Source organism: Leptolyngbya sp. FACHB-261, from assembly GCF_014696065.1.
In the GTDB taxonomy this organism is placed as follows: Bacteria; Cyanobacteriota; Cyanobacteriia; order FACHB-261; family FACHB-261; genus FACHB-261.
On sequence record NZ_JACJPL010000008.1, the window covers coordinates 1 to 13,785 of the forward strand.

General features: G+C 48.6%; 11 protein-coding genes and 2 pseudogenes. 10 read left to right on the forward strand and 3 right to left on the reverse strand.

From position 1 onward, the window contains the following. The 5 genes and pseudogenes from H6F94_RS03935 to frp form a co-directional block, all read left to right on the forward strand. Positions 1-106 (forward strand): annotated as a pseudogene (locus tag H6F94_RS03935) (IS630 family transposase); the annotation flags it as partial. 29 nt (positions 107-135) lie between these two features. After that, a complete protein-coding gene (locus H6F94_RS32085; RefSeq protein WP_242040986.1) occupies positions 136-426 on the forward strand; it encodes an ATP-binding cassette domain-containing protein in 291 nt (96 codons plus the stop codon). Further along, positions 395-829 (forward strand): annotated as a pseudogene (locus H6F94_RS33460) (AAA-associated domain-containing protein). The gene H6F94_RS32085 and the pseudogene H6F94_RS33460 overlap by 32 nt, the downstream one beginning before the upstream one ends. Before the next feature lie 401 nt (positions 830-1,230). Continuing rightward, the gene (locus H6F94_RS03945) at positions 1,231-2,190 is read left to right on the forward strand and encodes an orange carotenoid-binding protein (RefSeq protein ID WP_190800936.1); all 960 of its coding nucleotides are present in this window, start codon (positions 1,231-1,233) and stop codon (positions 2,188-2,190) included. Between the two features lie 123 nt (positions 2,191-2,313). Next, positions 2,314-2,643, forward strand: a complete 330-nt coding sequence (gene frp / locus H6F94_RS03950; RefSeq protein ID WP_190800937.1) for a fluorescence recovery protein — start codon at positions 2,314-2,316, stop codon at positions 2,641-2,643. Positions 2,644-2,792: 149 nt separating this feature from the next. On the opposite strand, the gene H6F94_RS03955 is transcribed toward frp, so the two are convergent. Further along, complete coding sequence (locus tag H6F94_RS03955) at positions 2,793-3,314, reverse strand: GNAT family N-acetyltransferase (protein ID WP_190800938.1); 522 nt, start codon at positions 3,312-3,314, stop codon at positions 2,793-2,795. A 365-nt stretch (positions 3,315-3,679) separates the two neighbouring features. Here H6F94_RS03955 and H6F94_RS03960 point away from each other — a divergent pair, with 365 nt between their 5' ends. Further along, positions 3,680-4,810, forward strand: coding sequence for an ABC transporter substrate-binding protein (locus tag H6F94_RS03960; protein WP_190800939.1), 1,131 nt, complete (start codon positions 3,680-3,682; stop codon positions 4,808-4,810). A 79-nt stretch (positions 4,811-4,889) separates the two neighbouring features. On the opposite strand, the gene H6F94_RS03965 is transcribed toward H6F94_RS03960, so the two are convergent. Then, the gene (locus tag H6F94_RS03965) at positions 4,890-7,748 is read right to left on the reverse strand and encodes a sensor histidine kinase (protein WP_190800940.1); all 2,859 of its coding nucleotides are present in this window, start codon (positions 7,746-7,748) and stop codon (positions 4,890-4,892) included. Positions 7,749-8,384: 636 nt separating this feature from the next. Here H6F94_RS03965 and H6F94_RS32820 point away from each other — a divergent pair. Further along, positions 8,385-8,990 carry a calcium-binding protein gene (locus H6F94_RS32820; protein ID WP_190800941.1) on the forward strand — a complete coding sequence of 202 codons (606 nt, stop codon included), beginning with the start codon at positions 8,385-8,387 and terminating at the stop codon, positions 8,988-8,990. A gap of 228 nt (positions 8,991-9,218) precedes the next feature. Here H6F94_RS32820 and H6F94_RS03975 read toward each other — a convergent pair whose 3' ends face one another. Further along, the gene (locus tag H6F94_RS03975; protein ID WP_190800942.1) at positions 9,219-9,680 is read right to left on the reverse strand and encodes a hypothetical protein; all 462 of its coding nucleotides are present in this window, start codon (positions 9,678-9,680) and stop codon (positions 9,219-9,221) included. A gap of 610 nt (positions 9,681-10,290) precedes the next feature. Here H6F94_RS03975 and H6F94_RS03980 point away from each other — a divergent pair. The 3 genes from H6F94_RS03980 (at position 10,291) to H6F94_RS03990 (ending at position 13,746) form a co-directional block, all read left to right on the forward strand. Then, positions 10,291-11,277, forward strand: coding sequence for a methyltransferase domain-containing protein (locus H6F94_RS03980; RefSeq protein WP_190800943.1), 987 nt, complete (start codon positions 10,291-10,293; stop codon positions 11,275-11,277). A gap of 618 nt (positions 11,278-11,895) precedes the next feature. Then, positions 11,896-12,399 (forward strand): Dps family protein, encoded by a 504-nt coding sequence (locus H6F94_RS03985; RefSeq protein WP_277877980.1) that lies wholly within the window; start codon positions 11,896-11,898, stop codon positions 12,397-12,399. Positions 12,400-12,750: 351 nt separating this feature from the next. Continuing rightward, positions 12,751-13,746 (forward strand): endonuclease/exonuclease/phosphatase family protein, encoded by a 996-nt coding sequence (locus H6F94_RS03990; RefSeq protein ID WP_190800944.1) that lies wholly within the window; start codon positions 12,751-12,753, stop codon positions 13,744-13,746. The last annotated feature ends 39 nt before the right edge of the window (positions 13,747-13,785 follow it).

Below are 13,785 nucleotides of genomic sequence, written 5' to 3' on the forward strand. Positions count from 1 at the left end.
GTGGTTTGTGCTGAAGAATTGGATGCGACAGCGATTGGATGAGTTTGAGAACTTTCGAGATTGTGTGGATGCTGCGTTCAAGCAATGTCCTAACGTATGCGCGTAGAGCTATACCATTTGTAAGAGGAAAGGAGTATGGCAACTACTGCAAAGCATGACTGTGACCGTCTCATCACTGTTGAACAGGTTCATAAGTATTTCCCTTTACCGGACGGCAAAGGCAAATTCACCGTTTTAAGTGACGTTAGTTTAGCTGTAAACGCAGGCGAAGTTGTTGCTTTATTGGGGCGCACTGGTAGTGGTAAAAGTACGCTATTGCAGGTTATGGCTGGCTTGATCTATCCCAGCGAGGGGCGAGTTTTCAGCAATGACAAGCCGCTGTACGGGGCCAACGATGATAGAACGGCTGCAACTGGCCGTCGATGACCTGCTCCCTATTCTCGACGCAGCTGTACTCTTAGATTTTGCCGAAGTTTCTCAGGGTGATGTCAGACTGACAGAGATTGGACAAGATTTTGCTACAACAATGATTCTTCGGAGTAAAGATCTATTCCGACAACAGGGACTAAAACAAGTTCCTGTTTTACGCAGCATCGTCCAAACCCTCCGAGAGAAGCGTAGTGGTTCCATGCGCTCAGACTTCTTCATAGACTTGTGAACTGAACATTTCCCTCACACAGAAGCAGAGCGTCAGTTTGCTACAGCAGTAGATTGGGGACGCTATGCAGAGTTATTTGAATATGACGCCAATGAAGAGCGACTTTATCTGCCAGAATCAAACTCGGATTTAGAAAGTTCTGCATCATCTAGAACTCCTACAAACGGCTAACCAGTTAATTAATGGAGTGGCCCACTGAGGGTTTATTAGTAGGGAAAGGCTATTCGTAAGGCTATTGGGGGTGGCTCATCTCAGGCTTTATGCCGCTGAGTTATTGACGAAACGGTACTTCTAGCCCCTTTTTAGGGGTTCTGTCCTTCAGTCCGCCTGCCTCAACCCAGCATTTGTCATAAAGTAAAGTCGGAGCGGACGCAACTATTTGCAGGCCGGACTCAGATGGCCTTGTTTGATCTCTGTGCTGTCGAGCCTCTTGCACAGGTGATCTTCGGGAGATTGTTAAAATCTGTAAAGTTTGTGGTACTTTCGTAACGGAAGGTTGCAACCTTGGCGCTCAGGCGCTCTCGGCTGCATGCTTTTGCCGGTTGTAAATCTCGAACAGTTTGGTCTGCGCTATGGCAATTACGATTGACTCAGCTCGTGGTATTTTTCCACAAACCCTATCTGCTGATGCAGTACCAGCCACAATCGCAAGATTTAAGCAACTTAGCGCCGAAGACCAACTGGCATGGACTTGGTTTGCTTATATCGAGATGGGTAAGACCATCACGGTCGCCGCTCCAGGCGCTGCCAGTATGCAGTTTGCAGAAGGGGTCTTAAATCAAATTCGGCAAATGACTCCCTCTGAGCAAACCCAGGCTATGTGCGACCTGGCAAATAACGCTGATACGCCGCTTTGCCGTACCTATGCGACTTGGTCTGCAAATATCAAGCTAGGGTTCTGGTATCAACTTGGGCAGTGGATGGACAAGGGCCTTGTTGCTCCGATTCCAGCAGGCTATCAGCTTTCTGCTAACGCCTCGGCAGTACTGCAAGCGGTTAGAGAACTGGACCAGGGACAACAAATTACCGTCCTACGCAGTTCTGTGGTTGATATGGGGTTTGATCCAGGCAAGTTGGGCGACTATACCAAAGTCACCGAACCCGTTGTCGCTCCCAAGGACCTAGCCCAACGAACTCAGGTCGCCATCGAAGGGGTTACTGAGCCAACGGTGTTGAGCTACATGAACAACATGAATGCCAACGACTTTGGGGCTCTGATTGACCTATTTGCGCCTGATGCTGCCCTACAACCTCCTTTCCAAAGACCAATCGTCGGTAGAGATGCGATTCTTCAATTCTTCAATGAAGAATGCCAAAACCTCAATTTGATTCCGGAGCGAGGCGTTTCTGAACCCACAGAAGACGGCTACACCCAGGTGAAAGTCACGGGCAAAGTTCAAACTCCGTGGTTTGGTGCTGCTGTGGGCATGAATATGGCTTGGCGCTTCCTGCTCAATCCTCAAGGCAAGATTTTCTTTGTCGCAATTGATTTGTTGGCCTCTCCGAAAGAACTGTTGAATTTGATTCGATAGAAAAGCGCTCGGTGTAGGTCCGTCCAAATGATGGTGCGAGCGCTCTCTAGCCAAGAGCGCTCCGCTGTTTTGACGTCAGTGGTGTAGATCGATAAGATAGGCAGCCGCGTAGAGTTTAAGTTGATGATGCAAGTCAGTGAAGTTGAGTGGTCTAAGACTGAGAAGGAGGTAGCTCAAGCCGCCTTTGCAAAAGCCTATGAGCGGGAAATTGACGCTGTAGCCAAAGAAGTTCGCGAAAGAGCCAGTGCAATTAGCCACTCTAATGATATGTGGCAATTACACGATTTCTTAAGTGCAAGAAGACACGAAATAGATGGCAAGTACGACTACAAATATTCCGCTCTTATCTTCGTCTTTGCCAGATTGGTTAAAGAGGGCTGGCTGCATCTTGATGAGCTAGAGGGACTGGGAACAGACAAGCTAACCAAGGTAGCAGCTCTTACCCGCATGTGAGAGGTGGCCAGCCTGAGACTGACTCGACATAGACCTGACATAAATAGTAGGTAGATATCTAACGCCAGCAGAGGCAGAGCCGCTACTCACTCTACTAGTTCTGAAGCTGATTTTAGGAACTGTAAAAGTTTTTTGCTTCATCCTGAGTTTTACGGCTCGCTGCTTTCGTTAGAATCTGCAGAATCCGCTTCGAACAACATTTCTATAGTACTTGGCCGAAAACCGCAAGATTCATACAACCGTCGAGCGGGTTCATTGACAACAGAAACATCTAGTCGGATTTGTTTAATACCCATTTGACCCAAACGTTTAATCGCTAGCAAAAGCAGTTCACGCCCAATTCCCTGATTCCGGTATTCGGGCTCAACCCATAGCTCGTGAATCAAGCCGAACTCTTGCAGACGATAAATTGGGATTTCACGCTCAATTGCCGCTACTAGAAATGCGACTAATGCGACCGGCTGCCCCGGCTCAGATACCTCATTCTCCGCCACCAAAAATACACTTCGCTCATCCGCCACCCGCTTGCCCAGCCATCGCTCATAGCGTTGTTCAGGGTGTGGAGGAAAACTGTATCTAACAGGGTCCCAAACCTCGTGCAAAGCGCAGGTTTTAGCCACCATTGCCTGAACCGAAGGAATATCAGCCAAAGTCGCAGAACGGATCAACATAGAGGAGGAGGGGCGGTGGAACTGAACGGAGCGGACCTGCTAGAAGGTTGAGTTCTAGCATCCCTTGGGTCGCTGCCATTGACAGCGACAAGACGACGGGGCAGAGATTCTCAAGCTAAAGAACTCACCTAGGGATAGGTACCTACTTCGCTCAGTTAATCGAAGCGGTAGAACTTTAGCATGTCTCCATACACTTGGTTGGGTCTATACAAAAGACGGACTGAAACATCTACCAAGCCAAATTTCAAGCCAAATTTGCACCTCCCAAGCTTGTAGGTCGGCTGGCGCTAGCTTGCCGTGGTGAGCGTGGCTACAGCATTACGGCATAATAATACGCGGAGTTTGCCTGCAAAATCGGGGGCTCGATGGTATCTCTTTCAACCATGAAACGGCGACAGTTTGTCCAGCGCTCCAGCTATTTCTTGTTGGGGCTGGGGCTATCTGCTTGTAGCTTTGCAGATGGCTCTTCAAAGGGAGCAAAATCAAGCACTGCCGAACGTGAACCAAGTTCAGCTACCGCCAGCGGTACGCTCAACATTTATACCTATACCAGTTACGTCAATCCCAAGATTCAAGAGAAATTCACTCAGAATACAGGTATCCAAGTTATAGCCGATACTTACGACTCCAATGAAACCATGCTGGCCAAAATCCAGGCCAGAGGCGGGGCAGGCTACAGCATCCTGAGCCCAAGCGATTACATGGTGACCCAGATGGTCGAGTTGGGGTTGTTGGAGCCTCTGGACAAAAGCTTGCTCCAAGGGTTGAATCAACTGGCTGAACCCTTTCAGAACCCAGCCTATGACCCCAACAATGCCCATAGCTTGCCCATGACCTGGGGAACAACAGGGATTGCTTACAATTCCAAACTTCTGCCGAAAGCTCCGACCGATTGGACATCACTCTGGGAACTCAAAGAGGAGATCAAAGGCCGCCTGACTCTAGCCGATGATGTTAGAGAAGTCATGGGCATGACCCTACACTCTTTGGGGTATTCGTACAACTCCACTGATAAATCGCAGATCGAAGAAGCCTATGAAAAACTGCGGGAACTCAAGCCTACTATTGCCAGTTTCAACAGCGATGGTTGGCGACCTCAAATGCTCTCAGGCGATGTGGTTGTCTCTATGGCTTATTCAGGCGATGGGCTGGCGATCGGGGATGAGAACCCTGACATTAAATATGTGATTCCGGCTGGTGGTACCTCGCTCTGGACTGATACTATTGCCATTCCTAAAGCGGCCCCCAACAAGGCAGCAGCTTATGCCTGGGTCAATGCACTTTTACAACCTGAGAATGCAGCTGAGATCAGCAGTGCCAACAACTTTTCTACGCCGAACAAAGCAGCTATCGCTTTGGTTCCCGAAAAGTTGAAGAATAATCCCAACTGGCAACCCTCCGAGCAAATTTTGGCTAAGTGCGAGCGGATTCAACCGGTTGATGAGCCAACGCAAGCTCTGCTTGATGACTATTGGACTCGTTTGAAGAGTATCTAACTGGCTTCGATGGCATCACTAGATGTTGCCATCGAAGACCCTGCTGTCGCTTTTGCAGAACTGCCGTTAAAACTTGCCCTTAAACCCATCCTTGCTGAGGTAGTTCCACAGTGAAAGTCGTTTGACCTGCTTGGCTCTCCACACCGATCTCTCCGCCCAAGCGCTCGACCAGTTTTTGAATGAGTGCTAACCCTAGTCCAGTGCCTTTTTGTCCCCAGGGATCAGCACCGGGAATGCGGTAGAACTTTTCGAAAATACGAGTCAATTCTGTCGCTGAAATTTCGGCCTGGTTGTGAATGACAAAAATGATTGCTTGTCGTTCTGGGATGTGCCCTACCTTCAAGGCAATTTCTCCTCCTGAAGCCGTGTACTTACAGGCATTATTTAGCAGTTCTGCTAGAACCCGCTCTAGAGCAGCAGCATTTGAAATCAAGGGAGGTAGGTCGGCAGAAAGTTCAACGTCAAGAGTTTGCTGTCGGTCTTTAACCCGCAGCAGAAACGGCTCAATAATCTTGGGCAGCCAGTCTTGTAGTTGCAACGTTTCTAGATGAACACAGTCCGCCCCGACCTCAAGCCGTTGCAAGTCTAGTAGATCGTTGATAAGCTCTGTTTCCCGAGCACACTCGTCGTGCAAAATCTTGAGATAGCGTTCACACCGCTCTTCGGATACAAACATCCTCAGCATGTGAATAGCCATTTTCATGTTGGACAAGGGCGTTCGCAGTTCATGGGAAACCGTGCTTAAAAAGTCGTCTTTAAGATGATTGATTTCCTCCAAGGCAGCGACTTGCGCTTGAGAAGCTTGGTAGAGACGAGCCTGGCGAATTGCAATGGCACATTGATTGGCCACCTGCTGAATTAAGCGGATTTCTAACTCAGTGAAAACTGCGTTTAGCGGTTTAAATAACCATAGATCTCCTAAGATGCCTTGATCATCAAAAATGGGGCAAGCTAGTATAGCGGCATGGAGACGGCTAGAGCCAGCAACAATGCCGCAAAATTGCAGGCACTGCCCCTGCAAAAGCTGAGAATAAATCTCCATAAAGTCAACTATTTGCAGCACCTGCCCTTGAGCAGAGGGCAAGCCTGATAGGGCATATTCGTGGTAGACGGTTGAAGTGGCTAGGTCAAGGTCATATAAAGCCGTATTGCAGCAGCTAACCGCTAGTGCCAAAGCCAACTCTCGAACAGCTGTTTGTAAAATCTGCCCCTCATCAAGACCATCCCGGACTTTATCAGTGACTCGTTTTAGCGTCGCTTCGAATTCTAACGACTGTTGCAATTGAGCTGTGCGCTCTTGCACCTGTTGTTCAAGTTCAGTATTAAGCAACTGCACCCGTTGGTATAACTGCTGCAGCTTGGCCTCTGCCTGCTTGCGTTCAGTAATATCTTGACCAATGCCAATGCTCGTGCCATCTGACAGCAGCACATTCGCCCAAGAGGTATCTAAAATTCTTCCATCTCGCGTCCTGGTTCTAAAATCTTCCCACTTTCCCTCTGCACTACGAATGCAATCTAAAACGCTCTGACGATACTGGGAATTGGGATAAAGCTCGACCATTAGATCACGGCACTGTATCTCTTCTGCGGGCCATCCAAGTGTGGTTTCGCAAGCGGGATTAGTCATTTTGACCCGACCCCTCTCATCAAAGAGGGCCACCATTACAGGGATTTTCTCAAAGATGGTCTGTAGAAGCTCCTGCTGCCGTCTTTGTTCTTCCTCTGCTTGCTTGCGCTCAGTGATGTCAAAAACTGCGCCATCAATCCAACACACGCTACCATCCTGGTTGAAAATGCCCTGACCCTTCTCATAGACCCAACGCACGCTGCCGTTGGCACGAATGATCCGATACTCGAGCATCCAAGGTTGTCGCTCGTCCAATCCTTGCTGAACGACTTGCGCAATCATTGCTAAATCTTCAGGGTGATCAATACTGGCGAAGGAGCGTTCCCGATTACCGATAAAGTCGGCAGCAGGATAACCTGTCAGCTCTTCAATGCCATCACTGACGTACTCCATCGTCCAAGCCAAGTCATAGGCACAGCGAAAAATTACGCCAGGGATGTTATGAACTAGCGATCTAAAATGCTCCTCACGCTGTTGGAGAGAGAGCTGCACCCGCTGGCGCTCAGCAATTTCGGCCCTTAGCTGTTCATTCAGAAGTGCTAGTTCCTGCGTCCGTTCTCTCACTCGGCTTTCTAGTTCGTTATGAGTCTGTCGCAGCGACTCCTCAGCCTGCTTGTGCGCAGTTAACTCCGCTTGCAGCTCGGCCTTGCTCTGTTGTTCCTGCCTAACTCGCTCCCCATAATTGGCGAAAAAGTTGCCCAGTCTGGATTCACTTTGTACTAAAGCGTTTAGATGATTGCGGGCGCGTGGATCAGCTTCATACGCCACTTCGGGATGGGCTTCTACCCATAGGTGACAGGTTTTTAAATAGGCAATGAAGGTGATTAAGTGTTGATAGTTCAAGGGTCCCAACAGCCGATGCAACTCACCCCGACAGCGCTCGGTCTCTTGTCGTTCTAAAAAAATGAAAATGCTACAGGCAAGTAAGCTTGTTTCGAGCAGTGATCCTGGGGCTGGCCAATCTGTTAGGGCATCCATCTCGCCTGCTAGCACTTCGAGAAATTGCTGAATGTCTGTTGCCGTCGGACCAGGAGATTGGAGTAGGGCTAACACCTCCTGGGCCTTCATGCCCAAGAGGCTCAAGGTACAGCTGTGACAGACCAAGCAGTAGGGAGTCGCACAGTAGCGCGCTAGATAGGCAGCGAGCTTCTCCTTAAACAGGGCAGGCAGAGGATTGTCCAAGTAGGCAGAGACTGTTTGCTGCCAGAGGTTCTCCAGCACTTGTGGGTGCTGCTGGGCCGGGGCGAAAAAAGGGGGGACAAAGCCGAACCGAGCTTGGATTTCTGCCTGAATCTGTTGACTGGTTGGCATGGATCAGCGGAGTGGCGGGTTGCGAGAGACGTGAGGGGCAAAAACAGGCCGTCCTCTAGGCTTCAGGGCAAAGGGAGCGCAAGGCATGGCTAGCCCACTGTCCCTCACCCTAAGCTGTCTCGCCTCTATCGTATAGGGCCATCGTTTCGGCTCGATCTCCACAAGGCTTAAGAGCCAGTTGACAGAAGCACGGACAGGTCAGCGGCTTCTCCCGAACAGGCTGAATTGGCATTCCAACTGGCTTCATGTCTTGGCTTAGCTGCTAAACCTGCCAAGCCCACAACCTGCTAAACCACCTGCACGCGCCTCAGCTTGAACTCATCTCATCAAGCCGGTAGCATCTGGTAGCCTTCCGTAAACAAAAGCTATCAGTGAACCAGCAACTTAATCCTAAATTTAGTGGCTGCAGTTGCTCAAAGATTTACACCTTAAGAGCGTTCTTTTGAAGTGTCGGTACATAGCAGAAAAAGACTTTCTCTCCAATTGCTGTTTTCTGCAACTGCTCTAACGGTTTCCTGAACCTCGGGTGTCTAAATTCCACATTAAAGCTGGCGTAAAAAGTACGTGTGTTATCAGGCTGGTTCCTTTAACTTAAGGTCATCGCCTCACAAAGCATCTACACCAAGGAACACAGCAATGACTGAGTATTACTACGGCACCGATGGCAGCGACTATCTAAACTGGCTCAGCCCTGAAAATCTTGTTGCTTACGGTAATAGTGGAGATGACACGTTGTATGGGGACGCGGGTAATGACAGTCTTTACGGAGGCTATGGTAATGACTCCTTAAACGGCTGGCATGGGGATGATGCTCTTTATGGGAGCTATGGCAACGACTCTTTAGACGGCGGAAGCGGCAACGACACACTAGATGGCTTCTCCGGCTACTACAATCAAGAAATTGATACTTTAACGGGTGGCAGCGGATCTGACACCTTTGTCGTCGGACGCTTTGACGGTATATGCTATTTGGGTGGCTCTAATGGGGCTGGGGTAGATTCATCCTATGCTCTGATCACTGATTGGGACTTAACTGCTGATTATATTCAGGCTTATGGTGACGCCAGTAATTACTATTTTAGTTATGGTTACTGGATGGGTAGTTCAGCTCAAGATACAGGGCTTTATACTCAAAGTGGAGATTTAATTGCGGTTATCCAAGATTCAACAGATGTTTCCTTTACTCGTGATTTCAGGTTTGTGGGCAACAGCACTTTCGAAACCAACTGCCTCCCTTGCTGAATTACTCCTATGTAGAAATTTGTTGAGGTCTTACTGACCAACAACAGATACCAGACTCACTAAGAAGCCTCCCTTCATAACTGAAAGGAGGCTCTTATGAATTACCTACTTAATTACTAACCCAAGCTTGAAAAGCAGAATTAAAATTTGCTTTAGCAGTCTGCTAGTCTTTCAGGATCTTAAAAACTACGTGGCTGCGATCAGCCGAGGTCAGACATTGGAAGCCGCTTAGGCTTGCTGAATCAGGCCGGTGTAGTAGCCATTGGCCTCGGGGCTAGCAGAAGCAGTCAGCAGATGGTCACGCACTTGAGCAGGGATTGCAGCCGTTTCAAAGCGATCCCGCAACTGTTGGGGAATCTCTGCGGTTTCGAAGCGTTCACGCAGTTTGGTAGGAATTGCAGATTGCAGATTACGAACGCCGTACTGAGCGTCAGAAGGACTGATGACATTGGCAGAAGCGGTTAAGAGGCGGTCCCGCAACTGTTGGGGAATCTCTGCTGTCAACATGTGGTCCCGAACTTGAGCTGGAATTTCTGCGGTCAGCAAGTGATTGCGCACTTGGGTAGGAACTGCAGCAGTCTCAAAGCGCTCGCGGACCTTCTCGGAAATGCCATTAGCTTGAGCGAAGGAGGCGAAGCCAAGAGTTAAGAAGAGGGAAGCTACAGCAGCATTGCGAAGGGCGATTTTCATTTTCTTTACCTCAGACTGTTTGGGCTCGAACTCTCGATGTCTTTAATGTAGCCCCTAACAGTTTGAGTGTCAACAGTCTAGGTAGAAGAATTTCGAGGCGTGGCGAGGAGCAGATCTAGGGGTAGCTGTAGAAGATGCTTAGAGGGGCTTGGGGGCAATGCAGAGAGGCCACCGGTGCTCCCCCCAGACTTGATAAAGCGATCCTCTAGGGTGAGCCAGCGGGCTGAGCGAGCAGCCCAAATAAAGATCTAGCTGAGTATGGTCTGCTGGTGGCTCAGATTGCTCCGCTACTTGGCCTCCGGTACTAACAATTCAGACAGCTAAAGCGGTGAGTATCAAGATGAGGCCTGCTAGAAACCAGAAGCTGAGTCAAAGAGGCTAACTTCAGATGAGAAGCTAACCCAACCTGTGAATGCAGCAATAGCATGAGCGATAGGGATATTTGATCGATGACTAAATACAGACTAAATACGATTGGTCAAAAGAGAATTCACTAAAAATGCAAGCAAAGCACGGTCAAGGAGCTTTATCAATAGACTCGCTCTGAGCAAACCGGATCTTGCCGTCTAGTAATGGGGTAAAATCGTCAAAAACATTAGGTTTTGTCTCAATGGGTTTGTTTTTCTGGACGCTTGGACTTTTCCTTGTCCTGCTCGTACTGGGCGTCGCGTTTTATCTAATCACGGCTCGCCGTTATCAGTCATCTAATTCTGTAGCCAATTCCTATGACGAATGGACTGAAGACGGTATTTTGGAGTTTTACTGGGGGGATCATATTCACTTAGGTCATTATGGTTCACCGCCCCAACAGAAGGATTTTCTAGCTGCGAAATCTGACTTTGTGCATGAAATGGTGCGTTGGGGTGGCTTAGATCAATTACCCCCCGGCACTACGGTCTTAGATGTTGGTTGTGGTATTGGGGGCAGCAGCCGCATCTTGGCACGGGATTATAGATTTGCAGTCACCGGTATCACCATCAGTCCCCAGCAGGTTAAACGCGCTCAAGAGTTAACTTCTAAGGAACTTAACGCGCAGTTTTTGGTGGATGATGCTATGTCACTTTCGTTTCCAGATGCGAGTTTTGATGTAGTTTGGTCGATTGAAGCTGGACCCCACATGCCAGATAAAGCCATTTTCGCTAGAGAGTTAATGAGAGTGCTAAAACCGGGTGGCGTGTTGGTTGTGGCTGATTGGAATCAGAGGGACGACCGCCAAAATCCGCTCAATTTCTGGGAGAGACCGGTCATGCAGCAGCTCCTCGATCAGTGGTCCCATCCTGCATTCTCAAGCATCGAAGGCTTTTCCGAGCTTTTAGAAGCAACAGGGTTTGTTGAGGGAAGAGTGGTAACAGCAGACTGGACGGAACAAACCCTTCCTTCTTGGCTAGATTCTATCTGGCAGGGAGTAGCTCGCCCAGAGGGATTGGTGCGATTTGGTCCATCTGGTTTGGTTAAATCTCTGCGCGAAGTACCGACCCTTCTGCTGATGCGGCTAGCCTTTGGCACAGGTCTTTGCCGATTCGGAATGTTCCGTGCCTTACGGGCTAACTCGCTGGCACAAACAACAGAAAAAGTTTCAACCAAAGCTGAAGTCTGATAGGGCAAGGATTAGCTCTAATCTATTTAAGAGATGTCTCCTGTCTACCGTCCTTGGCATAAAACGACATAAGCATGAAATTTGTTGTGCTATGGTCAAGCCCGTGAATGTCAAACCTTAAAGAGAAACCTATGCCCCAGTTATCGAGTTTCTGGTCAACGGTGAGCGCACTCGCTAGAAAGGTCTTCAGGACGTGAAGAACGGGAACCTGTAAGGAACGAACGAAAGCTCAAGATTGCCTGCAGTGCGGGCAATCTCTGAGCTTCATAGACCACAGCTTCACCTGTAAGGCTCTTCTAAAGAGCGTAAGAAACATTTGCCCGCTAAGTAATCTATCTTAATGCAGCATCAAGATAATATTTTGTTTTTGTTGATGGCTAGATTGAGCGAGCTATTCAGCAGGCACTCGCATTGTGTGGGCACAATATTTTCCTTGATCTAGCATAGGTAGCGAATAGAAAAAGGATCGCAAACTGCGTTTCAAGGTTCTTTATCATTACGCATTATCATTTTGCATTTTTGTGGTTTTATAGCTGTGATCCTCCATAACCACAAATAATTTTGCTATGATTCCAGGGTAAACGGAAGAAAGTCCCACTCTGGAGGAGAGATAAGCAAATGCAAACGAATATAGCTGCGCAGATGCGAGCGATGCCAATCAATATAGGCATTGATGAGCAGGACCGCCAGCAAATAGCTGAGGGACTTTCAAAGCTTCTAGCAGACACTTACACGCTTTACCTGAAAACTCACAACTTCCACTGGAATGTAACAGGGCCGATGTTTCAGACATTGCACCTGATGTTTGAACAGCAATACAACGAGCTAGCTCTGGCTGTTGACCTAATAGCTGAACGCATTCGGGCCCTAGGCTTTCCTGCCCCTGGGACATATAAGGAATTTGCACAGTTGTCCTCTATCAAGGAAGAGGAAGGCGTGCCAACAGCCGAGGAGATGATTCGGTTGCTGGTGGAAGGACAGGAAGCAGTAGTACGGACAGCCCGTTCAATATTTCCCGTAGTAGATAAGGCTAATGACGAGCCAACCGCAGACTTGCTAACTCAACGCATGCAGGTCCATGAGAAGACCGCCTGGATGCTGAGAAGCTTGCTTGCACAATAAGCAGCGCTCTACGCGTGTAGATTACGCGTGTAGATATCGTGGCTTCAGCGGCATCATCTAGCCAAGAGACAGACTGTGTGAAAACTGGCGGGTAAGATTGGAGCGCTACATGCAGTATCTGTTGATTAACAAATAGCCTGTGTGTAGCGCCGATTTTCAGTTTTTACACAGTTTGTAAGAGTAGGGGAGTTTTAGTCACTGGTTTGGGGGGCGTCAGGGCAACGGTATTTGAGATGCTCTGAAACAGTGGAGACTGGTCAAGAAGACTCTTGAGATTACTTGAGAGTAATGGCAAAGTCCAAGCAGGCATTGGACTTTTGCTGAAAGCTATTTACAACGATTGGGGGAAGTATGACTACATTTAAGGTCATGACCTGGAACGTAGAAAACCTATACCGCTTCGGCAACGCCTTTGGTCCTAAAACACAAGAGAAGTATACTGAAAAGCTGAAGAGCTTAGCCAAGGTAATTTTGGCTCTTGATCCTGATGTGCTAGCTCTCCAAGAGATCGGGGATTTAAAGGCCCTTGATGAACTCCTTGCGTTGCTTCAGGGGCGTTATCCACATACCCACATCTCTGCTTCCCCAGATCCTCGTGGAATTCGGGTTGGCTTTCTTGCCAAATTGGCTATTGAGGAACATGAGGAAATTGCGGCGTTTCCTGAAGGTAGTTTACTCAAAGTGCGGGGTCAAGATACTGAAGAGAGCATAACTGAAATTACTCGCATGGGTCGAGGTGCTCTCCGCATTCTTGTCAGGCCTAAGCAAGATATGGCAATTCACTTGATTAATGCACACTTGAAATCAAAGCTACTCACCTTTCCGCCAAAAGCGAATCAACCGAGGTTTGCCCCTAGCGATGAAAACGAGCGTGCCCGAGTGGCTGGTTTAGCGCTTTTGAGACGGACGGCAGAGGCGGTTGCATTGCGGGTTAAAGCAAATGAGTTACTAGAGAACAATGCTAAGCAGGGGCTTATTATTCTAGGTGACCTGAATGATGTACCCTCTGCTGCTACTACTCAGATCTTGCAAGGTCCGAATGGCAGCGAGATTGGCACCGCTGGATTCAAACACCGAGATAAGGGGGATGATACTAGGTTGTTTAACTTAGCTTCTCTGATTCCTCAAGAGAGGAGATACTCGCGGGTTTACCAAACCAACAAAGAGCTAATCGATCATATTTTTGTCAGCCAGGAGCTATTGCCTGGACAGCCTCGCCAGTTACCTAAAGTCGACAGCCATGTCGATATTGGCGCCACTCTCCCCTCCATCAGCGATGACCCAAATCAGCGGCGGGGAGAACCGGGTTCGGATCACGCCCCGATTACAGCAATTTTTAATCTGTAACCAACGGGAGTTAACCTAGTAGCTCAATCTCGACAGGGC

Excerpts from the sequence above, each read along its gene's own strand:
- H6F94_RS03990 (WP_190800944.1), top strand. The coding sequence starts at position 12,751 with ATGACTACATTTAAGGTCATGACCTGGAACGTAGAAAACCTATACCGC.
- H6F94_RS32085 (WP_242040986.1), top strand. The coding sequence starts at position 136 with ATGGCAACTACTGCAAAGCATGACTGTGACCGTCTCATCACTGTTGAA.
- frp (WP_190800937.1), top strand. The coding sequence starts at position 2,314 with ATGATGCAAGTCAGTGAAGTTGAGTGGTCTAAGACTGAGAAGGAGGTA.
- H6F94_RS03980 (WP_190800943.1), top strand. The coding sequence starts at position 10,291 with ATGGGTTTGTTTTTCTGGACGCTTGGACTTTTCCTTGTCCTGCTCGTA.
- H6F94_RS32820 (WP_190800941.1), top strand. The coding sequence starts at position 8,385 with ATGACTGAGTATTACTACGGCACCGATGGCAGCGACTATCTAAACTGG.
- H6F94_RS03945 (WP_190800936.1), top strand. The coding sequence starts at position 1,231 with ATGGCAATTACGATTGACTCAGCTCGTGGTATTTTTCCACAAACCCTA.
- H6F94_RS03960 (WP_190800939.1), top strand. The coding sequence starts at position 3,680 with ATGGTATCTCTTTCAACCATGAAACGGCGACAGTTTGTCCAGCGCTCC.
- H6F94_RS03975 (WP_190800942.1), bottom strand. The coding sequence starts at position 9,680 with ATGAAAATCGCCCTTCGCAATGCTGCTGTAGCTTCCCTCTTCTTAACT.
- H6F94_RS03985 (WP_277877980.1), top strand. The coding sequence starts at position 11,896 with ATGCAAACGAATATAGCTGCGCAGATGCGAGCGATGCCAATCAATATA.
- H6F94_RS03955 (WP_190800938.1), bottom strand. The coding sequence starts at position 3,314 with ATGTTGATCCGTTCTGCGACTTTGGCTGATATTCCTTCGGTTCAGGCA.
- H6F94_RS03965 (WP_190800940.1), bottom strand. The coding sequence starts at position 7,748 with ATGCCAACCAGTCAACAGATTCAGGCAGAAATCCAAGCTCGGTTCGGC.